This is a genomic window from Streptomyces vilmorinianum, from assembly GCF_005517195.1.
In the GTDB taxonomy this organism is placed as follows: Bacteria; Actinomycetota; Actinomycetes; order Streptomycetales; family Streptomycetaceae; genus Streptomyces; species Streptomyces vilmorinianum.
In genome coordinates this window covers 3,029,093-3,050,105 of the sequence record NZ_CP040244.1, presented here as the reverse complement: position 1 = coordinate 3,050,105, position 21,013 = coordinate 3,029,093, and the positions used below count along the sequence as shown (strand labels likewise).

Genomic DNA, 21,013 nt, shown 5'->3' with positions numbered 1-21,013 from the left:
TCATGCGACTGTTCGGCGGCAGGAAGAAGCGGGAAGCGGTCACGGGAGCCGTCGTGGTCCTGGAGATCGACGGCATGCACTGCACGAGCTGCGGTCTGCTCATCGACGACGAGCTGGAGGAGATCCCCGGCGTTCGATCGGCGCGGACGGACGTCCGGGGTGGGCGCAGCACGGTCCGCTTCGAGGAGGGTGCCGAGGTGGACACGGACGTGCTGGCGGCTGCCGTACGCCGGGCCGGTGAGTACGAGGCCCGTCCCGTCGGCTGACGGGCGTGAGCTGCGAGGAAGGCGGCCTGGCCGGGAGCTCCCGGCCAGGCCTACGGCGAGGGCGGGGCGGGGCGGTACAGCGTGCCGCTGGAAGCCGAAAGCCCCGGCCTGGCGAAGCAGGGACTGGTCGGCCCAGCGCCCTGGGACCGGTAGGCCCTGTATCCACGGCCGAAACCGAGCGACCATGACGGTGGCGGAGCTGCCGAGGAGGGCGCCGGGCCCACACTCGCCGTCCGGAGCCGCACGTCGCGGGCCCGCTGTCTCCCGAAGGAGGCGCCGTGATGAACAACAAGAACCTCGGCCTGTACGCGATCGCGCTCGCCATCGCCCTCGTCGGTGCGCTGGCGCTCGGCGTGCCCGTGGGCACGCTCGCCCTCTTGGCCCTCGCCGTCGCCTGCCCGCTGATGATGTTCTTCATGATGCGCGGCATGAACGGCATGAACGGCGGCAACGGCAAGGATGACGAGCCCAGGGACCACGGCGATCCGCCGCACAAGCACGACCATCACCAGCACCCCGGATCCGGGCGGCCCTGACCGACCGGGTCGCCCACGTCGACGGCATGACGGGGTGAACGCCATGAGCGCCCGCACGCGGAGGTGAGACGGACATGGACACCCTTGTCTGGACCCTGATCCTCCTGGGATACCTGGCGACCATCGCGTGCGCCGTCCACCTCGCCCGCCGCCACCGTCGCGCCCCCGCGGGACTGGACCGTACCCTCCACCGCACCGCCCTCGTACTCCTGGCCGTCGGCGTGCTCCCCGTACCCGCCCTCCTGACCGCCGACGCGCCCGCCGCCGCCTGGGGCCTGTGGGGCGCCTCCGCCATCGCCGCCGCGCTGGTCCACGCCTACGCCGACACGCTGCGCGACCTGCCGCCTCACCCCCGTGAGGGGGCCGAGGACCGGAGCCGGCCGTGAGCGTTCACCACGCGGTACTGGAGGCGACCGGGATCGAGAAGGCCTACGCGCACGGCCTATGGCCGGCACGACACCGGATTCCGGTGCTGTGCGGCGTCGACATCACCCTGGCACCGGGCGAAGTGGTCGGCATCGTCGGCGAGAACGGCTCCGGCAAGAGCACCCTGATGAAGATCCTCGTCGGCCTGCTGACCGCCGACGCCGGTACGGTGACGTACACGGGGCGACTGGGCTACTGCCCACAGGAGCCGGTCGTCTACGAACGCCTCACCTGCGACGAGCATCTCGAACTGTTCGGCCGCGCCTACGCCATGACCCGCGAGGCGGAGCGGCGCGCGCGACGGGAGATCTACACGGCGCTCGGCTTCGAACACTACGCGGGCACCCGTGCGGACCACCTCTCCGGCGGGACCCTGGCCAAACTCAACCTGGGCCTGGCCCTGCTCGCGGACCCCGAGGTGCTCCTCCTTGACGAGCCGTACGCGGGCTTCGACTTCGACACCTATCTGAAGTTCTGGGACCTGGTCGGCGAGCGTCGCCAAACGGGACGGGCTGTTCTGATCATCAGTCACTTCGTCACCGACGAGGAGCGTTTCGACCGCATCGTCGACCTGCGGGACGGGCGGGCGGTGCCGCGATGACGTCCGCCCTGCCGTTCGTCCGCCGGTTCCTGGCCGAAGCCGCCCGGACCCCGGTGAACCTGCTGGTGCTCGTGCTGGTGCCTGTCGTGTTCGTGGTGGTGGCCGCGCGCCCGCTGGCGGACGCCGCCGAACTGCTCGGCGGTACGGGAGGGCCCGCGGTGCAGACCGCCACCGCCGGGTGGGCCGCGGGCTTCATCGCCGCAATCGCCATGTACTTCCAGATGCGCGCCGCCCGCGCGGCCGATCGCCGCCTGGTCCTCGCGGGGCTGGCCCCCCGCCGCCTCGTCACCGCCCGCATGGCCACGGGTCTCGCGTTGGCCCTGCTGGCCACGGCCGCAGCCCTGCTGACCCTTCAGCTGCGGACAGGACTCGGCGAAGACCCAGGGCGCGTGCCGGCCGGAACCCTCATGTACGCGGTGATCTACCTGGCGATCGGGGCGCTGATCGGCACGACGGTGACCAGCCCGGTCAACGGCACGGTGCTGCTGCTGTTCGTGTGGCTCCTGGACGTCTTCTTCGGCCCGGTGATGGGTGCGGCGGACCGGCCGGTGACCCGGGTGCTGCCGACGCACTTCGTGACGCTGTGGATGGTGGACCTGCCCTCGGGGCACGGTGGGCGGGTCGGCGATCTGGGCTGGGCCCTGACCTGGGCGGCCGCGGCCGTCGCGGTCGGTTGGGCGGTGATCACAGCCACCAGCCGCACAGCCGGGCCCCGCCGCCACGCCCGGCCCGGCTCGACCACCGCCCAACTGGCCGCGGGAGTACGGGCGGGGCTGCGGGAGGCCGGCCGCAACCGGGTGCTGTGGGTGCTGCTCATCGCGGTGCCGGCGGTCTTCGTCCTTCTCGCGGTGGCCACCACCCCCGCGGAGTTCACGTCGCTGACGGTGCGAGAAGGCGGGCTGACCACCGTCCAGCGGGCGTGGCTTCCCGACATCCACGGCGGCACCATGGCGCCGATCGCCATCGCCTCCCTCGCGGCGCTGTTCGGGCTGTTCACCGTCCTGAACGCGCGCGCGGGTGATCAGCGTCTTTCCCTCGCCGGTTTCCGCCCGGCTGCCTTGCTCGCCTCCCGTCTGAGTGTCGTGGTCCTCGGCGCGCTCTTGGCGACCGCCGCCTCCCTCGCGGTGACCGCCACCGTCTTCGACGCCCGCCAATGGGGCCTCTACATCGCCGCCAACGGCCTGATCGCCGTCACCTACGGCCTGGTCGGCGTCCTCCTCGGCCCGCTGTTCGGACGTGTCGGCGGGGTGCTCATCGCCTTTCTGGTGCCCTTCGTCGATCTGGGCATCGAGCAGAGCCCCATGCTCCGCCCCGATCCGCCCGGCTGGGCGCACGCCCTGCCCGGCTACGGCGGCACCCGAGTCCTGATCGACGCCGCAGTCACCCCGGGCTTCGACGAGACCGGCCCCCTCCTCATCGCACTCGCCTGGCTGGCCGGGCTGACCCTCGCCGCCACGGCACTGTTCCGCCACGTCATCACCCCAGCGCGCACCGGACGGACGTCGTGAAAAGCGGAGGCTCCGGTCGCGACGGGAGCGGGCGCCTCGGCGGCGTGGCGCCCGCCGGCACGGACCGTCCGCCGCGTACAGGTATGTCCTGATCCCCTTCGATCCGAGGAGCCCCCATGAAGACCACCCCTCCCCTGCATCGCCGTAGCGCCGTTGCCGCCGCCGTCGCCGCCTCCGCGCTCCTGCTGGCCGGCTGCGGTGACGACGGCAACGGCGGTGCCGCCACCTCTCCCAGCCCCACCCCGTCCGTCTCCGTCTCCGTCCCGGCAGGCGAACACAACCAAGCGGACGTCGCCTTCGCGCAGGGCATGATCCCGCACCACCGCCAGGCCGTCCTGATGGCCGACATGGCCGAGACCCGGGCCTCCTCCAGCGACGTCAAGGCCCTCGCCGCGAAGATCAAGAAGGCGCAGGAGCCGGAGATCGAGACCATGTCCGCCTGGCTGACGGCCTGGGGTGAAGAGGTCCCCCAGGGCATGGACGGCATGGACGGCATGGACGGCATGGACGGCATGGACCACGGTGACGCCTCGTCCATGCCCGGCATGATGAACGACCAGCAGATGGACGACATGCGAGGCCTCTCCGGCAAAGCCTTCGACACCATGTTCCTGACCATGATGATCGAGCACCACGAAGGCGCCGTCGAGATGGCCGAGACGGAGAAGAAGCAAGGCGCCTACGGCCCCGCCAAGGAGCTCGCCGACGACATCATCACCGCCCAGAAGGCGGAGATCACCCAGATGCGGACGATGCTCGGCACGAACTGATACCGAAAGGCACGATCACGAACCAGCTCTTCGCGTGATCGACGACGGGGCCGCTGGACCATGCCTTCCGGCCACCGGATAGGGTCACGGCGTGATCACGGCCCGGGCTGCATTCGGCACGACGCGGTCCCGCCGAACGCCGGGACCGCTGCGGCTGCTGTGGTTGGCCGCTCTGCTGTTCGCCTTCCTCTACACCCACGCCGCCGGGTCCGACAGCGCCTCCGCGCACGTCACCGGCGCCGCCGCCGTGCCCCAGCCGGTGTCCACCAGCACCGACGACGGTCATCACCACGGCGGCTCGACACCCGATGGACGCGGTGACGGCCACGGGGACTCCCATCCCGCCGAGGAGTGTGCCTCGGGCCAACCGCAGCAGGGCTGCGAGCTGCCCGTTCCGCACCCGGATCTCCTCGCCGATCGGACCCCGGCCTTCGCTGAGGCCAGGCCGCAGCCCTGGACCCGGACGTGGCCCTCCGGCCTTCCTCCCCTGCGAGATTTCCTCACCTCAGTGGTGCAGCAGGTGTAGATCCGGGCTCTTTGCCCCCATCTGCCCTGACTCTCATCGCCGACCCCGGACCCGCCCGCCTGCGGCTCGCCGGGTGATGAGCCACGTTCGCAGCACCCCAAGGAACCCGCACACATGACCACCTCCCAGCTCCTCGACGCCCGCACGACGGACAGCAGGCCGGACGCTCCGGCCATGGGACGGGCCGCCCGGCGCAAGGCCCAGTCCCGCAAGCGCGCGCTGGCCGCCCGCTACCTCGGCTACGTCGGCTACTTCGTCGGCGCCGGCCTCATCAGCGGCGCCGTCGTCCACCACCCCCTCGACCCCGACCGCTACACCCGCATCGCCGCCTACGGCGCGCTCGTCTTCCTCGCCGCCACCGTCCTCAACGAGTTCGTCCTCACCCGCGAGCGGCCCGGACTGCGGCGCATGGCGGCCGTGATCGGCTCCTCGCTGCTGCTCTCCTTCGGCATCGGCATGCTCAGCGGCGGCCTCCAGCACTTCGACGACTTCCCCGCCCGCGGCGCCGTCCTCGTCCCCGCCGGCATCGTCGTCTCCTTCGTCGCCTACGTGATCAAGGACGCCGACACTCCCTGGCAGCGCGTCTTCAGCCTGCTGGGCCTGACCGTTCTCACCGTGGCGGCCCTCGCCTTCTTCGGCCTGCGCGAGGTCGCGGCCTCCACGCAGACCACCCCCGGCGGCGGCCACAGCCACGGCACCGCCGAGGAGCCCCCGGCGGACGACCCCGCCCCCGCCACCAGCCCTTCCAGCGCCGCCACCACGGCTCCGGCCTCCACACCCCCGGCCCACGACGACGGACACGCTCACTGACGGCACAGGACACCGGCGGCGCGGTTCGTGCGGGTCGCGGTCAGGGCCGCGGTGGAGAAGACTGGCGGACGTGACCACCGCTCCCGAGCCTTCGCGACAGCGCGACGCTGTCCGCGTGCTCGTCGCGTACGCCGGTGTCCACGGCTCGACCCGGAGCATCGCCGAACGCATCGCCGCCCGTCTGGAGGAGCAGGGAGTCCAGGCGGACGTGCGGCCCGTCGACGCCGTGGACGATCTTCGCGCGTACGACGTGTTCGTCGTGGGCAGCGCCGTTCACGACATGGCGTGGCTTCCCGAGGCGCTGACGTTCGTACACCGAGGTGCCGAGCTGCTGGTCCGTCGCGGCGTGTGGATCTTCAGCGTAGGGATGCCTGCCGCACTGCGAGGCCCGTGGAAAGCGCTCGTGGCCAAGGAGGAAGACCATGTGGTCGGCGGCCTGATCGACGAGCTGCATCCGCGCGGGCACCGTCTGTTCTCGGGCGCCATCCAACCCGAGCACCTGTCGAGGACCGGGCGCATGAAGTTCCAGGCGATGGGCCTGCGCTACGGGGACCACCGTGACTGGCCCGCGGTCGACGCATGGGCCCGGGAGATCGGCCGCGATGTCGCCGAGGGCAGCGTGGATGCCGATGACGCGTCGACATGACACCGGCGGGTGCCCGCGCGCCCGGTGGATGGCCGCCATTCGGCTGCACGCCGGATGATCGGCGGGGTCACCCCGCAGTCGGACGGCGCCTGGTGGCGGAAGATCGACTGCGGGGCGATCGCGGCGCCCGCGCCCAAGGCCGGCAGCACGCGGTGCGCGAGGAGCGTGCCGATCCGGTGCCGTGGCCGGCGCGGTTCATGCGTGCCGCGCGGCTCCTGGCGGGGCCTGGGCCGCGGTTGTCGACCGGTGGCGGCGCCGCACGCCTCTCGGCGCCGCCGACGGCCGCTGGTGGACGATCCGCAAGCGGTGGCTCTCCCGTGCGAGTTCGCGGTCTTCGGCGTCGGTGAACCGCCCCCTCACGTCGTAGGTTCCGCAACTCGCCCGCCCGACGGGAAGCCGCTCGGCCGGCAGCTCGATCTCGTACGGTCCGCCCGGCCGGAACCCGCCGAGTGCGCTCCGGGTGGTCGCGACGAGGTGCCCCGCGCGCCACCGTTCCTCCTCGAAGGCCAGGCCGTCGACCTCCTCGCCGACCCGGAAGGTCAGGGCAACGCTGACCACCGCGCCTTCCGGCAGGTCGACGACTTCCCGCCCGCCCGTGTCCAGCGGAACGGCGACCCGGCCGAGCTCGTCCGACACCAAGGCCACGCCCATCAGCTCGAAGACCGCCATCTCGGACTCACGACCTCTCGCTCCGGGCTCACGGTGGGCATGGCGTCCGCCGGTCGCCGTTCCTGCATTCAGCCCCGTGCCATCCACCGTACGCGGTACTGCGGGCGAACTCCGGCGTCGCTGGGACCACCACACGATCAGTCCCACCAGGAACGAGACGATGTCGGACGGCTTGATCACGATGCCCCCAGGCGTCGGGTGCCGCAGCGGAGCGTGACGAGTCGGGCGCGGGCCGCGTCATGGCCACCTTCCGCCCTACCGATGGCTCCTGCCGCGCGCCTACCCGCCGTGCCCTTCACCACGCACCGCTCGCGCCTCGGACGAGGCGTCGATCGCACCCGCGCTCTGCCGTCTGCCGTCTGCCGTCTGCCGTCTACCCTCGACCGTTATCCTCCGGGTTCGCAGCACCCAAGTGCCCTGGCGGGCCTACCTGTAGGCCGTCTCTCGCCAGGCAACGAAATCCAGGAAGACCGGAGGACCCATCATGCGCGTCAAAGCCTTCGACCACCTCGTGCTCAATGTGACCGACGTCGACAAGGCGCTCGAGTTCTACACCGGCCCCCTCGGCCTCGCACCCGAGAGGGTCGAGGAGTGGCGGGCCGGCAAGGTGCCGTTCCCGTCCGTGCGCATCGACGAGAGCACCGTCATCGACCTCTTCTCGCGCCCCCGAGGCGAGTCCAACGTCGATCACATCTGCCTGGTCGTGGACCCTCTCGACTGGCAGGAGGTCATCGATTCCGGGACGTTCGACGTCCTTGAGGGCCCCGTCCCGCGCTGGGGCGCCCGCGGCTCGGCGCAGTCGGTGTACGTCAAGGACCCGGACGGCAACACGGTCGAACTGCGCTGGTACCCGCAGGACGCCGACAGCTGAGCAACCCGCCGACGGTCGGCCGTGAGCCCGGTGACGCGGATGCCGGGTTCGGCCGTCGGTGCGTGGCACCACACGGCGCCACCACGGCACACCAACGCCCCTCTTGGCGCCATGTGGCGCCACAATGACTTGCCATGGCGCCACTCTGATGCCACTATGACGTTATGGACCTGACGCCCTACGTCGATCACCTCCGCCGGGAGCTCGCGGTCGCCGCGAACGCCGGCGGGGACGAAGCACGAGCCCTGGCCGAGCGGCTGACCGCGCCCCTGGAGTCGGCCGCTCGGCTGACCCTCCTGAACGCGCTGTCCGCTGCCTCCGAGGAGATCACCCGCGACCTGGCCCCCGGCTCGGTGGACGTGCGGCTGCGGGGGCTCGACCCCGAGTTCGTGGTGACGGCGCCGCCCGCGCCCGACGCCCCGGGCGAGGGTGTGCCCGACACGGTGGCACCCATGGCGCCACCCGTGGCGCCGGTGGCACCACCGGCCGCGGACGGCGACGAGGGCGGTACGGCCCGGATCAACTTCCGGCTCCCGGCCCCCCTCAAGGCCCGCGTCGAGGACGCCGCCGGCCAGGAGGGCCTGTCGGTCAACGCCTGGTTGGTACGGGCGGTGGCCCTCGCCCTCGAGCCGGGCGGACCGGCCCAGCCCGCCGCACGCACCACCCGAACGGGCAAGAGTTACCGCGGTTGGGTCCGCTAGCCGGAGCACCACCACATCACCCGCGCCACCCGCGCACCACCACCGCATCACCCGCGCGAACACACACCAGAGCCAAGAGGACGGGACAGCCATGCCTTCTTTCGAAACCCCCGAGCCCATCACCGCGATCATCGAGTTCGAGGTCGGCAACGTGCGGATCGCCGCGAGCAAGCGCACCGACACGGTCGTCGAGGTGCTGCCCAGCGACGGCGCCGAGGAGGTCGACGTACGGGTGGTGCAGCAGACCAAGGTCACGTACGCCAACGGCGTCCTGACCGTGAAGGGGCCCAAGAAGCGCTCCCCGTTCGGCAAGTACGGATCGATCGACGTGACCGTCGAACTGCCCGCCGGCTCGCGTCTGCAGGCCGCCTCCCCCCTGGGGGACTACACCTGTGAGGGCCCGCTCGGGGAGTGCCGGGTCAAGACCTCGCTCGGCGACATCCGGCTCGACGAGGCGGGTGTCACGAACCTGCGTACGAGCACCGGCGACATCCGCGTCGGCCGTGCCGTCGGCGACGCCGAGATTCACGGAATGGGCCGGGTCGAGATCGGCGAGATCGTGGGCGCGGCGACCGTCAAGAACGGCAACGGCGACACCACGATCGGCGAGATCACCGGTCATCTGAAGGCCACCTCTTCCAACGGCCGTATCACGGTCGGCGTCGCCCACGCGTCCGTGGAGGCCAAGTCCGCCAACGGCGCCATCCGTATCGACGATGTGGCCCGGGGCGTGATGCAGCTCCAGACCGCCGCGGGCGACGTGGAGGTCGGCATCCGCGAGTCCACCGCGGCCTGGCTGGACGTCAACTCCCGCATCGGCACCGTCCGCAACTCGCTCGGTGCCGCCGAGAACCCCGACACGTCCGACGAGACCGTCGAGATCCATGCCCGTACCGGCGTCGGCGACATCGTGATCCGCCGCGCCTGATTTCCCCACCAGCCGCCGAGCTCGCCTCGGAGGCGCAATGCTCCCCGTGAAATGTCACATTTCCCAGCTTCCCGAGAGGCGGGCTGCATGACCACGACATCCACCGCCACGGCCCCGCCGGCGATCTCCGCCCGCGGCCTGCGCAAGTCCTACGGTGACAAGGTCGTCCTGAACGGCGTCGACCTGACCATCCCGACCGGCACGATCTTCGCCCTGCTCGGCCCCAACGGCGCCGGCAAGACCACCACCGTCGAGATCCTGTCGACGCTCATCGCGCCCGACGCCGGCCAGGCCCGGATCGCGGGCCACGACCTCGCCGAGCGGCCCGAGGGCGTGCGCGCGGCCATCGGGGTCACCGGCCAGTTCGCCGCGGTCGACAACCTCCTCACCGCCGAGGAGAACCTGCTGCTCATGGCCGACCTCCAGCACCTGCCCCGCGCCGAGGGCAGGCGGCGCGCCACCGAGCTCCTGCACCGTTTCGAGTTGGCGGAGGCCGCCCGGAAACCCGTGAGCACCTTCTCCGGCGGTATGCGCCGCAAGCTCGATCTGGCGATGACGCTGGTCGGCGACCCGCGGATCATCTTCCTCGACGAGCCGACCACGGGGCTCGATCCCCGCAGCCGTCGCACCATGTGGGAGATCATCCGCCATCTGGTCGACCAGGACGGTGTGACGATCTTCCTCACCACGCAGTACCTGGAGGAGGCCGACCAGCTCGCCGACCGCATCGCCGTCCTCGACCACGGCAGGCTGGTCGCCGAGGGAACCGCGGACGAGCTCAAGCGCCTCATCCCCGGCGGGCACATCCGGCTGCGGTTCGCCGACGCCGGCCAACTCGACGTCGCCGCACGCCACTTCGGCGCGGCCGCACGCGACGCCGAGGAACTCACGCTGCGCATCCCGAGCGACGGCAGCATCCCGACCCTGCGGGCCGTACTCGACGTTCTCGACGGCGCGGCCGTGCGGGCCGAGTCGCTGACCGTGCACGCCCCCGACCTCGACGACGTCTTCCTCACCCTGACCGGTCACGGCACCCCCGACACCACCGTGGAGATGGCCCGATGAGCACCCTCGCGTACGCCATCAGCGACTCCAGGACCATGCTGCGGCGCAACCTCAAGCACGCACTGCGCTATCCGGCGATGACGTTCTCCACCGTCGCCATGCCCGTCATGATGCTGCTGCTGTTCACCTACGCGTTCGGCGGCGCCCTCGGCACCGGAATCTCCGGCGCCCCCACCGGCGGCGGCGCCTACATCGACTACGTCGCGCCCGGCATCATCCTCATGACCGCGACCTCCGGCGCGGTGGCCACGGCGGTCGGCGTCTGCGTCGACATGACCGAGGGCATCGTCAACCGGTTCCGTACGATGTCGATCTCCCGTGCCGCGTTCCTCACCGGGCACGTCGTCGGCAGTGTCATCCAGACGCTGGTCGCCATCGCGCTGGTGATCGGCGTCGCGCTCGCCATCGGCTTCCGCCCCGACGCCTCACCCGTCGAGTGGGTGGCCGCGCTCGGACTCCTCGCGCTGCTCAGCCTGGCTCTGACCTGGCTGGCGGCCGGCATGGGCCTGGTGGCCAAGACCCCCGAGTCGGCCAGCAACACCCCACTGCCGCTGACCTTCCTGCCCTTCCTCGGCAGCGCCATCGTGCCGACCGACTCGATGCCGACCGGGCTGCGCTGGTTCGCCGAGTACCAGCCCTTCACCCCTGCCATCGAGACCCTGCGCGGGCTGCTGATGGGCACCGGGATCGGCAACAGCGGATACATCACACTCGCCTGGTGCGTCGGCCTCACCCTCGTCGGCTACGTCTGGGCGCGGTCCTCCTTCGGCCGCACCACGAAGCGGTAAGTACGGCTCCTCTCCCGGCACTTCGTTTCGCACGACACGTTCACCACACGTCACTCTCCACGGAGGACACCATGCAGCACGAACCGTCGACCCGACTCGAGACCACTGAGACCACTGAGACCACCGAACCCGTCACGCTCCCCACGCAGCGCGCCGCCGGCTGCCCCTTCGACCCACCCGCCGGCCTGACCGAGCTTCGCCGGGCGAGCCCGCTGACCCGGATGACGTACCCCGACGGGCACGTGGGCTGGCTGGCCACCGGCTACTCCACGGTCCGCTCGATCATGGGCGACACCCGCTTCAGCTCGCGGTACGAGCTGATGCACTACCCCTTCCCCGGGGGGCCCGAGGGCCCACTGCCGCCCGCGCCCGTCGGCGACATGACCGGGATGGACGCGCCCGAGCACACCCGCTTCCGGCGGCTCCTGATGGGCAAGTTCACCGTCCGCCGGATGCGGCAACTCTCCGACCGGGTCGCGGAGATCACCGCCGAGCACCTGGACGCGATGGAGCGCCGCGGGCCCGGAACCGACCTGGTGAAGGCCTTCGCCCAGCCCATCCCCGCACTGATGATCTGCGAGCTACTCGGTGTGCCCTACGCCGACCGTGAGCGCTTCCAGGACCACACCCACACGCTGATGGCCATGGACGTGACGCCCGAGGACCGGTACGCCGCCATGGTCGGACTCCAGGGGTACATGGCCGAGTTGGTCGCCGCCAAGCGCGCCGCGCCCTGCGACGACCTGCTCGGCGACCTGGCCCAGGACTCCGACCTCACCGACGAGGAGCTGATCGGCGTCGCGGGCTTCCTGCTCGCCGCCGGGCTCGACACCACCGCCAACATGATCGCCCACGGCACGTTCGCGCTGCTCGGCAACCCGGCCCAGGCCGAGGCCCTGCGCACGGACCCGGACCTCGCCCCCCAGGCGGTCGAGGAGCTGATGCGCTACCTGACCATCGCCCACACCAGCGTGAAGTCCGCGCTGGAGGACGTCGAGCTGGAGGGCCGGCTCATCAAGGCGGGCGAGAGCGTCACCATCTCGATGGAAGCCGCCAACCGGGACCCGGAGCGGTTCCCCGACCCCGACGTCCTCGATCTGCACCGCAAGGCCACGGGACACCTGGGCTTCGGGCACGGCATCCACCAGTGCCTGGGCCAGCAGTTGGCCCGCGTGGAGATGACGGTGGCCCTGCCCGCGCTGCTGAGGCGGTTCCCCACGTTGCGCCTCGACGTGCCGGCCGAGGAGGTGCCCCTGCGGACGGACATGAACATCTACGGCGTGCACCGGCTGCCGGTCACCTGGGACGAGAACTGATCCCATGGACGTCCATGTCGATCGCGACCGCTGCCTCGGCGCCGGAATGTGCGCCCTGACCGCCCCTCAGGTCTTCGACCAGGACGAGGACGAGGGCCTCGTCGTCCTGCTGGACGCCCGGCCGCCGCAGGAGCGGCACGCGGCAGTCCGCGTCGCCGCCGGTGTCTGCCCCGCCGTGGCCATCACCCTCACGGAGCGCGGCTCCTCCCCCGCCTCGTAACCGAGGCAAGCTCTCCACGAGCGTCACCGAAGTCGCCCCGAGCGACCGCCCCTCCGCGGGCAACTCCCCACCGACACCGGTCCGCCCCTTGCGCGCGGTGTCCCTGGTGCCCGATGAGCACCGTTCCTCCCCCGCAAAGACCCGGTCCGTCGCCGACGGCGCCTCTGGCGTACCTCCGGTGTGCCGTCGGCGGCGTGACCGCCTCACAGAACAGGACTCCTCCACTGTGGCCATGTTCCTCTCCCGACTGGGCCGCTTCGCCTTCCGAAGGCGGGGCCTGGTCGTCCTCCTGTGGCTCCTTGCCCTGGTCGGTGCGGGCTTCGCGGCCTCCACCGCCGCCGCCCCGCCGGCCGACACCTTCTCGATGCCGGGCACGGAGTCGCAGAAGGCGTTCGACCTCCTCCAGGAGAAGTTCCCGGACGCCCGCGCGGACGGCGCCGCCGCCCGCGTCGTCATCCGCGCCCCCGGCACCGAGAAGATCACCTCCCCCGTCCGCAAGGAGCAGGTCGAGCGGCTCGTCGCCGACCTGGCCGAGGCGCCCCAAGTCGAGCGCGTGGCCGGCCCGTTCGAGGCGAACGCCGTGAGCGGCGACGGTACGACCGCGTACGCCTACGTCACGTACGGGGCGAAGGCGACCGAGCTGACCGACGTGGCGCACGACGGTCTCACCGACGCGATGGAGCGGGCCCGGGAGACGGGTCTCGCCGTCGAGGCGGGCGGCGACGCCGTGAAGATCGAGCAGGCGATGGGCGGTACGGGTGAGCAGATCGGCATCCTCGTCTCCGCCGTGGTCCTGCTCCTCACCTTCGGCTCCCTGGTGGCCGCCGGAATGCCCCTGCTGACGGCCGTGATCGGCGTCGGCATCGGCGTCAGCGGCATCACGGCGCTCGCGGCCACCTTCGGCCTGTCGTCGACCACCTCGATCCTCGCGATGATGATCGGTCTCGCCGTCGGCATCGACTACGCCCTGTTCATCGTCTCCCGCTACCGCTCCGAGATCGCCGAGGGACGCGAGCGCGCGGAGGCCGCCTCGCGCGCCGTGGGCACCGCCGGCTCGGCCGTCGTCTTCGCCGGGCTCACCGTCATCATCGCCCTGGCGGGACTCGCGGTGGTGAACGTCCCGATGCTCACCAAGATGGGCCTGACCGCGGCCGGCACGGTCGCCGTGGCCGTCCTCGTCGCCATCACGTTCGTGCCCGCGCTCCTCGGCTTCGCCCCCGTCCGGGTCCTCGCCCGCCGGGACCGCAAGCAGTACACCGGCAAGCCGCTGTCGGAGCGTCAGCAGCGCGGGGCCGCCAAGCGCGCGGCCCGCCGCAAGCCGAACCTCGGCGCCCGCTGGGCCGGCCTCGTACTGCGCCGCCCCCTCACCGTCCTCCTGCTCGGCGTGCTGGGCCTGGGCGCCGTCGCCCTGCCCGCCACGAGCCTCGACCTCGGCCTGCCGGGCGAGGGCGCCATGGCCACCCACACCACCCAGCGCAAGGCGTACGACATGCTGTCGGACTCCTTCGGTCCCGGCTTCAACGGGCCCCTGACGGTCACCGTCGAGGCGAAGGACGCGAAGAAGGCGGCGGAGCGGGTCCGTACCGCTCTCGAAGGGGTCCCCGGAGTCGACGCCGTCTCCCCCGTGACCACCAACCCGTCGGGCGACACCGCCCTCGTCAACGTCGTCCCCGACACCGGCCCCACCGACACCAGGACGGAGGACCTGGTGCGTTCCCTGCGAGGCATGGCGAGCGGTCTCGAATCCCGGACGGGCGCCGCCGAGATCATGGTCGCCGGTCAGACGGCGATGTTCATCGACTTCTCGCAGACCCTGGACGACGCCCTGCTCCCGTACCTCGGCCTCGTCGTCGGCCTGGCCTTCCTCCTGCTCATGCTGGTCTTCCGCTCCGTGCTCGTGCCGCTCAAGGCGGCGCTCGGCTTCCTCCTGTCGGTGAGCGCGGCCCTCGGCGCCGTCGTCGCCGTGTTCCAGTGGGGCTGGCTCGCCGACGTCGTCGGCGTCGACCAGCCGGGCCCGGTCATGAGCACCCTGCCGATCTTCATGATCGGCGTGGTCTTCGGTCTGGCGATGGACTACGAGGTCTTCCTGGTCTCCCGGATGCGTGAGGCGTACGTCCACGGCGCCCGTCCCGGCGAGGCGGTCGTCACCGGGTTCCGGTACGGCGGCCGGGTGGTCAGCGCGGCCGCGATCATCATGACCAGCGTGTTCTCCGGCTTCATCGTGGAGGACAACGACTTCGTCAAGATGATCGGCTTCGGTCTCGCCGCCGCCGTCCTCTTCGACGCGTTCGTCGTCCGCATGGCCATCGTGCCCGCCCTGTTCGCCCTGCTCGGCACGTCCGCCTGGTGGCTGCCGAAGTGGCTCGACCGGCTCCTGCCGAACATCGACGTCGAGGGCGAGAAGCTGTCGGACCACCGTGCGCTGCCCTCGGAGCACTCCGCACGGGAGAACCAGCTCGTGGGCTGACCGGCCGGCGCCCCACCGCGTACGCGGAAAGCCGCCCTGCGAGCCCGGATACGGGCCCGGCAGGGCGGCTTTCGGGCGACGACGACCTGTCGGACCTGCCAGAAGGCGTGCCCCCCGCGCGTCAGCCTCGGACCCGCGGTTCCAGCCGGCTGTCCGTCGGGAGGGCCGCTGTGCCATCGGTGACGAGGCTGCGCAGCTCGTCGAGCGACACGTCTTCCAGGCTGTCCGCGAAGGTCCGCCTCTGCCCCGAGGGCACCGGCAGCAGGGAGGGGACGACCAGGACGCGGCACCCTGCGGCATCGGCGGAGGCGGCTCCGTCCGGCGAGTCCTCGATGGCCACACACGCCTCCGGGGACGCCCCGAGCCGTCGAGCGGCCGCGCGGTACGGGTCGGGGTGCGGCTTGGTCCGGTCGGTGTCGTCGGCCGAGAGGGTGAAGGCGAACGGAACGCGCGCGAGCGCGCCGCCGACCACCGAGTCGACGACCGACCGGGGTGACGCGCTCACCAACGCGAACGGCACACCTTCCTGCTCCAGGTCGGCCAGCAGCCGCCCCGCACCCGGGCGAAGGGGCGCGCCCTCGTCGACGCGCTCCTGGAAGGCGGTGGTCAGCGCCGTCACGACCCCGTCCCTGTCCGGCGCGCCGGTGATGCGCACCAAGTGGGCGGCGGTGTCCTCGACGGCCCGTCCGACGACCTCGGGTGCGTCGGTGTGCGTCAGCCGGTGACCGAGACGCGCGGCGATCTCCTCGGTGGCGTCCCACCACAGGACCTCGGTGTCCACGAGGGTGCCGTCCATGTCGAACAGGACGGCGGCGAGTGCGCTCACCGTGTCGTCCTCGGCGCGACGAGCACGGGATGCGCGGCGAGGCCGACGGTGACCCGGACGCCCGGGGCGAGCGCGCCCGCTTCCCGCGAGGGAAGGTCCGCCTTGACCCGCGTACCGGCGTGGTCGAGGTGGACGCGGGTGACCGAGCCGAGGAAGGACGTGGAGACGACCGTGCCGTCGCCGTCGGGGTCCGCGGTCACGGTGACGTTCTCGGGCCGGACGAGCACGTCGACGTCTCCGGCGGCGGGGGCCTCGCCGTCGACGGGCAGCCGGGTGCCCGCGACCTCGACGAGGCCCGAGTCGGTCAGCCGGCCCGGGAGCCGGTTCATGGTGCCGACGAACTCGGCGACGAAGGCGGTCGCCGGCCGGCGGTACAGCTCGGCCGGGGCCGCGCACTGCTCCAGCTTCCCGGCGTTGAGGACGGCGACGCGGTCCGCCATGGACAGCGCCTCCTCCTGGTCGTGGGTCACGAAGACGGTGGTGATGCCGAGGGAGAGCTGGAGCCGCCGGATCTCCTCGCGCAGGCTCAGCCGGACCTTGGCGTCGAGCGCGGACAGCGGCTCGTCGAGCAGCAGGACGCGGGGCCGCAGGGCGAGCGCCCGGGCGAGCGCGACCCGCTGCTGCTGGCCGCCCGACATCTGGTGCGGGTAGCGGTCGCCGTGCTCGGGCAGCCCCACCAGGTCGAGGAGTTCGGCGGCACGAGCGCGGCGCTCGGCCGCCCCGACCTTCCGTACGCGCAGGCCGAAGGCGACGTTGTCGCGGGCGGTGAGGTTGGGGAAGAGGCTGTACGACTGGAAGACCATGCCGGCGTCGCGCCGGTTGGCCGGCACGTGGGTGACATCGGCCCCGTCGACGAGGACTTCGCCCGCGTCGGGCCGTTCGAAGCCGGCGAGGACGCGCAGCGCGGTCGTCTTGCCGCAGCCCGAGGGGCCCAGCAGGGCGAGGAGTTCTCCGGGTTCGACGGTCAGGTCGAGCCCGTCGAGGGCGACGGTGTCGCCGAACGCGCGGCGCAGGCCATGGAATTCGACACGCGCTCCCGTCGCTGTGGCGGGCTCGAGGCGCTCCGCTGTGGCTGAGGACATGATCAGGACTCCTTGCGGGAGGTACGGCGGTCACCGGGCGTGCTGGTCGAGTCCGTGCCCGCCCGGGACAGGACGAGCAGCAGGAGCCAGGTGATGAGCAGGCTGAGGAGGGAGACGGCCACCGACATCCGGGCCTGGGCTCCGGAGATGGAGACGATCCACACGGCGAACGGCTGGAAGCCGAGGAGCGAGGCGATGGTGAACTCGCCGAGGACCAGGGCCAGGGTGAGGAACGCGGCGCCGGCGAGCGACGTACGCAGGTTGGGCAGGATCACGCGGAGCATCACGTGGGGCCGGCTCGCCCCGCAGTTGCGGGCGGCTTCGACGAGCGTGGGTACATCGAGGGCGCGCAGTCCCGCGTCGAGGGAGCGGTACACGAACGGCAGGGCCATGACGGTGTAGGCGAGGACCAGGACGAAGGGGAAGTCCTCGTTCTGGACCGCGAGGAACGTCTGGTAGAGCGGGGTGCGCGCGAGGTGGTCGGGTCCCCAGCGCAGCACTGTGCTGATGCCGGTGACGAGCGCGATCGGCGGCACGACGAGCGGCAGCATGCACATCACCTCGACGACCGGCCGGAGCCGGGGCGCGCCCAGCCGTACGGCCACCAGGGCGGGTACGGCGAGCAGGAGGGACAGCGCGATGGTGGCGGCGGCGAGACCGAGGGAGAGCAGCAGGCTCTCGGTGAAGCCTTCGGCGGTCAGGAGCGCGGTGTACGCCTCGAAGGAGACGCCCTGGCCGGGGGTGTGCACCGTGAACACGAACGACGCGATCAGCGGGACGAGGAAGTACGCGCCGCCGAGGCCGAGGACGAGACCGCGCCACAGGCGGGGGCGGGGGCCGGATCGGCGGCCGGTTCGTGCGGGGGTGGCGGGCCGGTCCGCCCGCGCCCCGCCCTCCGGTGCGACGTCCGGGGCGGTGGGGGTCATCGCAGCCATCGGGCGCTCCTGCGCTGGAGGGGAAGGTAGACGGCCATGACCGCGCCGGCGATCAGGATCATGTCGAGGCCGAGGGCGAGGGCCACGTTCTCCTGGCCGACCAGAACGTTCCCGGAGAGCGCGTCCGCGATCTTCAGGGTGACCAGGGGTACGGATCCGCCGACGAGCGCGGCGGCCGTCGCGTGGGCGGCGAAGGCGCTGCCGAAGAGCAGCACGAACCCGCCGAGCAGCGAGGGCGCGAGGACCGGGATGCCGACGTGGCGCCAGTACTGCCGGCCGCCGGCGCCCGCGTTCTGTGCGGCCTCGCGCCACTGGGGCCGCAGGCCGTCGAGCGCGGGGAGGATCACCAGGACCATGAGCGGGATGAGGAAGTACAGGTAGACGACGGTGAGGCCGGTGAACGAGTACAGGTTCCAGCCGAGGGAGGTGAGGTCGGCGAGCTGGGTGACGACGCCGGAGATGCCGAGGGTCGCGATGAACGCGAACGCCAGTGGTACGCCACCGAAGTTGGCGAGGACGCCGGAGGCGGTGAGGACGGCGCCGCGCAGCGCCCGGGAGCGGGAGGTGACGACGGCCTGGGCGATGAGGACGCCGAGGACGGAGCCGATCAGGGCGGTGAGGGCGGACAGCTGCACGCTGCCGACGAGGGAGCCCAGGTAGGGGCCCTGGAGCGAGCGGCTCAGGTGCTCACCGGTCAGGGCGGTGGCGCCGGTGGCCGGGTCGGTGCGGGTCACGGCGCCGTACAGCAGGGCGCAGAGGGGCAGTCCGAAGCACAGGCCGGTGAAGACGATCAGCGGGAGGGCGGCGAGCCAGGTGCGCGGGCCGCGCCGCCGGCGGCGGGTGCCGCCGGCGGTTCCCTTCGTGGGGGTGGAGGAGACGGACGGCATCAGGAGACGGCCTTGTCCCACTTCTCGGCGAGCGTGGCCTTGGCCTTGTCCAGCTCGGCGGAGGTCGGGAAGGCCGGGGTGCCGTCGACCTTGGGCAGCTTGGCGACGAACGTCTTGTCGGCGCTGCCGTCGGCGGTCATGGCGGGCAGCAGGACGGGGCGGGCGTATCCCTTGAGCCAGAGGTTCTGGCCCTCGGTGCTGTAGAGGAACTCCATCCACAGGCGGGCGGCCGCGGGGTGCGGGGCGTCCTTGTTGATGGCCTGGGAGTAGAACTGGGCGTACACGCCGTCGGCCGGGACGGCGACCTTCCAGTCGACGCCCTTGTCCTTGAACTGGTCGGCGTAGCCGGCGTTGAGGTAGTCCCAGTCGATGCTGATGGGCGTCTCGCCCTTCTCGACCGTGGCCGGGGTGGACTCGACGGGGATGAAGTTGCCGCTCTTCTTCAGCTTGCCGAAGAAGTCGATGCCGGGCTGGATGTCGGCGAAGGAGCCCTTGTCGGCGAGGGCGGCCGCGTACACGCCTCCGAAGGCCGAACCGGACTTGGTGGGGTTGCCGTTGAGCGCGACCTTGCCCTTGTACTCGGGCTTGAGGAGGTCGGCGAAGGTCTGCGGGCAGTTCGCGATCCGCTTGGCGTCGCAGCCGATGGAGACGTAGCCGCCGTAGTCGTTGTACCAGCGCCCGGTCTCGTCCTTCTGGCCCGCGGGGATCTTGTCCCACGCCTCGACCTTGTACGGGGCGAACAGGCCCTCCTCGGCGCCGCTGCGGGCGAAGGCGATGCCCAGGTCGAGGACGTCGGGCGCGCGCTTCTGGCCCTTGCGTGACTTGACGGCGGCGATCTCGTCGGCGCTGGACGCGTCCGGGTTCTCGCTCTCGACCTTGATCCCGTACTTCGTCTCGAACGCCTTGATCAGCTCGCCGTAGTTGGCCCAGTCCGGCGGCAGGGCGATGACGTGGAGCGTGCCCTCCTGCTTGGCCGCCTTGACGAGGGCGTCCATGCCGCCGAAGTCCTCGGCCGAAGCCGCGGTGGCCGCCTTCGCGCCATCGCCTGCGGCGCCCGCCGCGCCCTCGGGTGCGGCTCCACAGGCGGTGACGGTGGTCAGGACGACGGCGCCGAGCAGGACGGCGGCGCCGCGGACGGAGGTTCTACGCACGGGTTCTCCCAGGAGCGAGTGACGGAACTTGTCTGAACAAGCCGCCCCTAGTTCGCCCGCGCATGCTGTCCGAGAGATGAACGGGACATGACGGCCCGCACACGGCTCCCGGAAGAGCCGGTTGCGGTGAACCGCAGGTGAATGCAGGTGACTTGAGACGGGCGGGAAGAAGCACCGGCCGCGGAACCCGCGGGTTAGGGTGAGCGGGGAACAGCACACGTCGTGACGGACTGTGCGCAATCGCGGACACAAGGAGGGGACGTCGTGACGGCGATCTACGTGGAGATCGCGGAGGGACTCCGCCGGTCGATCCTCAGGGGCGAATACCCCGTCGGCGCCCGCCTGCCGTCCGAGAGCGACCTCGCCGCCCGCTGGTCCGCGTCGCGCGGTACGGTGCGCCAGGCCGTGGCCCTGCTCACCTCGGAAGGGCTCATCGGCTCACGCCAGGGTGCCCGCCGCATCGTGCTCCGCAAGGAGCGCCGGCACAGCTTCGCCGAGCTCCACAGCTTCGCCCAGTGGGCACGGACCATGGGTTACGAAGCGACAAGCCGCTTCCTCCACCGTGAACGCCGCCGCGCCACCCCGGAGGAGGCGCGCCGTCTCACCCTCCCCGAGGGGGCCGAGATCCTGGACGTCCTGCGGCTGCGCTTCCTGGACGGCGAACCGGTGATGGTGGAGCGCACCGCATACGCCGACTGGGTCGCACCCACCGTCGAAACGCTGCCCGTCGACTGCGCCTCGATCATGGACAGCATGGCCGAGGAAGCCGGAATCGTCGCCCACTACGGCGAACACCTCATCGACGCCGTCCCCGCCGGAAGCGACGACGCCCGTCTGCTCCGCGTCCGCCGGGGAAGCCCCCTCCTCCGCCAACGCCATCTCACCAGCAACCCGGACGGCCGCCCCATCGAATGGACGGACGACCGCTACCGAGCGGGGAGCATCACCTTCAACGTGAGCAACTCCGTGGGTACGGCGCCCCTGGTCCGAGACCCGGGTTCCCGGCTCATGTGACGGG

General features: G+C 71.7%; 24 protein-coding genes. 18 read left to right on the top strand and 6 right to left on the bottom strand.

Annotation, left to right across the window (positions count from 1 at the left end; genetic code table 11):
- Window positions 1-2 precede the first annotated feature (2 nt).
- From FDM97_RS14325 to FDM97_RS14285, 9 genes are all read left to right on the top strand, one after another.
- Window positions 3-266 (top strand): heavy-metal-associated domain-containing protein, encoded by a 264-nt coding sequence (locus FDM97_RS14325; protein WP_254705585.1) that lies wholly within the window; start codon window positions 3-5, stop codon window positions 264-266.
- 281 nt (window positions 267-547) lie between these two features.
- Window positions 548-802 carry a DUF2933 domain-containing protein gene (locus tag FDM97_RS14320; protein WP_137990796.1) on the top strand — a complete coding sequence of 85 codons (255 nt, stop codon included), beginning with the start codon at window positions 548-550 and terminating at the stop codon, window positions 800-802.
- A gap of 74 nt (window positions 803-876) precedes the next feature.
- Window positions 877-1,188: a hypothetical protein gene (locus tag FDM97_RS14315; protein WP_137990795.1), complete on the top strand. Its 312-nt coding sequence runs from the start codon at window positions 877-879 to the stop codon at window positions 1,186-1,188.
- Window positions 1,185-1,829: an ATP-binding cassette domain-containing protein gene (locus FDM97_RS14310; protein ID WP_137990794.1), complete on the top strand. Its 645-nt coding sequence runs from the start codon at window positions 1,185-1,187 to the stop codon at window positions 1,827-1,829. The genes FDM97_RS14315 and FDM97_RS14310 overlap by 4 nt, the downstream gene beginning before the upstream one ends.
- Window positions 1,826-3,337 (top strand): ABC transporter permease, encoded by a 1,512-nt coding sequence (locus FDM97_RS14305; protein ID WP_137990793.1) that lies wholly within the window; start codon window positions 1,826-1,828, stop codon window positions 3,335-3,337. The genes FDM97_RS14310 and FDM97_RS14305 overlap by 4 nt, the downstream gene beginning before the upstream one ends.
- 116 nt (window positions 3,338-3,453) lie before the next feature.
- Entirely contained in the window at window positions 3,454-4,107 is a 654-nt protein-coding gene (locus FDM97_RS14300) for a DUF305 domain-containing protein (protein ID WP_137990792.1), read from the top strand.
- Between the two features lie 91 nt (window positions 4,108-4,198).
- On the top strand, window positions 4,199-4,633 hold the full coding sequence (locus FDM97_RS14295; RefSeq protein ID WP_137990791.1) for a hypothetical protein: 435 nt from the start codon (window positions 4,199-4,201) through the stop codon (window positions 4,631-4,633).
- 114 nt (window positions 4,634-4,747) lie between these two features.
- A complete protein-coding gene (locus FDM97_RS14290) occupies window positions 4,748-5,443 on the top strand; it encodes a hypothetical protein (protein ID WP_137990790.1) in 696 nt (231 codons plus the stop codon).
- Between the two features lie 70 nt (window positions 5,444-5,513).
- Window positions 5,514-6,089 (top strand): flavodoxin domain-containing protein, encoded by a 576-nt coding sequence (locus tag FDM97_RS14285; RefSeq protein WP_137990789.1) that lies wholly within the window; start codon window positions 5,514-5,516, stop codon window positions 6,087-6,089.
- Between the two features lie 195 nt (window positions 6,090-6,284).
- Here FDM97_RS14285 and FDM97_RS14280 read toward each other — a convergent pair whose 3' ends face one another.
- Window positions 6,285-6,758, bottom strand: coding sequence for a rho GDP-dissociation inhibitor (locus FDM97_RS14280; RefSeq protein WP_137990788.1), 474 nt, complete (start codon window positions 6,756-6,758; stop codon window positions 6,285-6,287).
- A 484-nt stretch (window positions 6,759-7,242) separates the two neighbouring features.
- On the opposite strand from FDM97_RS14280, the gene FDM97_RS14275 reads away from it, so the two are divergent.
- The 8 genes from FDM97_RS14275 to FDM97_RS14240 all read left to right on the top strand — a co-directional run bounded on the left by FDM97_RS14275 (window position 7,243) and on the right by FDM97_RS14240 (window position 15,114).
- Entirely contained in the window at window positions 7,243-7,629 is a 387-nt protein-coding gene (locus FDM97_RS14275) for a VOC family protein (RefSeq protein WP_137990787.1), read from the top strand.
- 164 nt (window positions 7,630-7,793) lie between these two features.
- Window positions 7,794-8,330, top strand: coding sequence for a hypothetical protein (locus tag FDM97_RS14270; RefSeq protein ID WP_137990786.1), 537 nt, complete (start codon window positions 7,794-7,796; stop codon window positions 8,328-8,330).
- Between the two features lie 91 nt (window positions 8,331-8,421).
- Window positions 8,422-9,258 (top strand): DUF4097 family beta strand repeat-containing protein, encoded by an 837-nt coding sequence (locus tag FDM97_RS14265; protein WP_137990785.1) that lies wholly within the window; start codon window positions 8,422-8,424, stop codon window positions 9,256-9,258.
- An 87-nt stretch (window positions 9,259-9,345) separates the two neighbouring features.
- Entirely contained in the window at window positions 9,346-10,323 is a 978-nt protein-coding gene (locus FDM97_RS14260; protein WP_137990784.1) for an ATP-binding cassette domain-containing protein, read from the top strand.
- Complete coding sequence (locus FDM97_RS14255) at window positions 10,320-11,111, top strand: ABC transporter permease (RefSeq protein WP_137990783.1); 792 nt, start codon at window positions 10,320-10,322, stop codon at window positions 11,109-11,111. The genes FDM97_RS14260 and FDM97_RS14255 overlap by 4 nt, the downstream gene beginning before the upstream one ends.
- Window positions 11,112-11,182: 71 nt before the next feature.
- Window positions 11,183-12,427, top strand: coding sequence for a cytochrome P450 (locus tag FDM97_RS14250; RefSeq protein WP_137990782.1), 1,245 nt, complete (start codon window positions 11,183-11,185; stop codon window positions 12,425-12,427).
- Window positions 12,428-12,431: 4 nt separating this feature from the next.
- Window positions 12,432-12,647: a ferredoxin gene (locus FDM97_RS14245; protein ID WP_137990781.1), complete on the top strand. Its 216-nt coding sequence runs from the start codon at window positions 12,432-12,434 to the stop codon at window positions 12,645-12,647.
- A 226-nt stretch (window positions 12,648-12,873) separates the two neighbouring features.
- On the top strand, window positions 12,874-15,114 hold the full coding sequence (locus tag FDM97_RS14240; protein WP_175439118.1) for an MMPL family transporter: 2,241 nt from the start codon (window positions 12,874-12,876) through the stop codon (window positions 15,112-15,114).
- Between the two features lie 121 nt (window positions 15,115-15,235).
- Here the strand turns inward: FDM97_RS14240 and FDM97_RS14235 are convergent, their stop codons facing one another.
- Genes FDM97_RS14235 through FDM97_RS14215 form a run of 5 tightly spaced genes read right to left on the bottom strand, consistent with a single transcriptional unit; the run spans window position 15,236 to window position 19,962 of the window.
- Window positions 15,236-15,940: an HAD family hydrolase gene (locus FDM97_RS14235; RefSeq protein WP_284440288.1), complete on the bottom strand. Its 705-nt coding sequence runs from the start codon at window positions 15,938-15,940 to the stop codon at window positions 15,236-15,238.
- Window positions 15,937-17,022, bottom strand: coding sequence for an ABC transporter ATP-binding protein (locus tag FDM97_RS14230; protein WP_137990779.1), 1,086 nt, complete (start codon window positions 17,020-17,022; stop codon window positions 15,937-15,939). The genes FDM97_RS14235 and FDM97_RS14230 overlap by 4 nt, the downstream gene beginning before the upstream one ends.
- A gap of 2 nt (window positions 17,023-17,024) precedes the next feature.
- A complete protein-coding gene (locus FDM97_RS14225) occupies window positions 17,025-17,957 on the bottom strand; it encodes an ABC transporter permease (protein WP_175439117.1) in 933 nt (310 codons plus the stop codon).
- Window positions 17,945-18,844 (bottom strand): ABC transporter permease, encoded by a 900-nt coding sequence (locus tag FDM97_RS14220; RefSeq protein WP_137990778.1) that lies wholly within the window; start codon window positions 18,842-18,844, stop codon window positions 17,945-17,947. Before FDM97_RS14220 ends, FDM97_RS14225 begins: the two co-directional genes overlap by 13 nt.
- On the bottom strand, window positions 18,844-19,962 hold the full coding sequence (locus FDM97_RS14215; protein WP_175439396.1) for an ABC transporter substrate-binding protein: 1,119 nt from the start codon (window positions 19,960-19,962) through the stop codon (window positions 18,844-18,846). Before FDM97_RS14215 ends, FDM97_RS14220 begins: the two co-directional genes overlap by 1 nt.
- A 297-nt stretch (window positions 19,963-20,259) precedes the next feature.
- On the opposite strand from FDM97_RS14215, the gene FDM97_RS14210 reads away from it, so the two are divergent.
- Complete coding sequence (locus FDM97_RS14210; RefSeq protein ID WP_137990777.1) at window positions 20,260-21,009, top strand: GntR family transcriptional regulator; 750 nt, start codon at window positions 20,260-20,262, stop codon at window positions 21,007-21,009.
- Window positions 21,010-21,013: the final 4 nt, after the last annotated feature.

Bases quoted from the DNA above. Each gene is read 5' to 3' on its own strand.
- FDM97_RS14245 (WP_137990781.1), top strand. From the start codon at position 12,432: ATGGACGTCCATGTCGATCGCGACCGCTGCCTCGGCGCCGGAATGTGC.
- FDM97_RS14315 (WP_137990795.1), top strand. From the start codon at position 877: ATGGACACCCTTGTCTGGACCCTGATCCTCCTGGGATACCTGGCGACC.
- FDM97_RS14325 (WP_254705585.1), top strand. From the start codon at position 3: ATGCGACTGTTCGGCGGCAGGAAGAAGCGGGAAGCGGTCACGGGAGCC.
- FDM97_RS14290 (WP_137990790.1), top strand. From the start codon at position 4,748: ATGACCACCTCCCAGCTCCTCGACGCCCGCACGACGGACAGCAGGCCG.
- FDM97_RS14320 (WP_137990796.1), top strand. From the start codon at position 548: ATGAACAACAAGAACCTCGGCCTGTACGCGATCGCGCTCGCCATCGCC.
- FDM97_RS14300 (WP_137990792.1), top strand. From the start codon at position 3,454: ATGAAGACCACCCCTCCCCTGCATCGCCGTAGCGCCGTTGCCGCCGCC.
- FDM97_RS14260 (WP_137990784.1), top strand. From the start codon at position 9,346: ATGACCACGACATCCACCGCCACGGCCCCGCCGGCGATCTCCGCCCGC.
- FDM97_RS14250 (WP_137990782.1), top strand. From the start codon at position 11,183: ATGCAGCACGAACCGTCGACCCGACTCGAGACCACTGAGACCACTGAG.
- FDM97_RS14270 (WP_137990786.1), top strand. From the start codon at position 7,794: ATGGACCTGACGCCCTACGTCGATCACCTCCGCCGGGAGCTCGCGGTC.
- FDM97_RS14230 (WP_137990779.1), bottom strand. From the start codon at position 17,022: ATGTCCTCAGCCACAGCGGAGCGCCTCGAGCCCGCCACAGCGACGGGA.
- FDM97_RS14265 (WP_137990785.1), top strand. From the start codon at position 8,422: ATGCCTTCTTTCGAAACCCCCGAGCCCATCACCGCGATCATCGAGTTC.
- FDM97_RS14220 (WP_137990778.1), bottom strand. From the start codon at position 18,844: ATGCCGTCCGTCTCCTCCACCCCCACGAAGGGAACCGCCGGCGGCACC.
- FDM97_RS14255 (WP_137990783.1), top strand. From the start codon at position 10,320: ATGAGCACCCTCGCGTACGCCATCAGCGACTCCAGGACCATGCTGCGG.
- FDM97_RS14280 (WP_137990788.1), bottom strand. From the start codon at position 6,758: ATGGCGGTCTTCGAGCTGATGGGCGTGGCCTTGGTGTCGGACGAGCTC.
- FDM97_RS14305 (WP_137990793.1), top strand. From the start codon at position 1,826: ATGACGTCCGCCCTGCCGTTCGTCCGCCGGTTCCTGGCCGAAGCCGCC.
- FDM97_RS14275 (WP_137990787.1), top strand. From the start codon at position 7,243: ATGCGCGTCAAAGCCTTCGACCACCTCGTGCTCAATGTGACCGACGTC.
- FDM97_RS14225 (WP_175439117.1), bottom strand. From the start codon at position 17,957: ATGGCTGCGATGACCCCCACCGCCCCGGACGTCGCACCGGAGGGCGGG.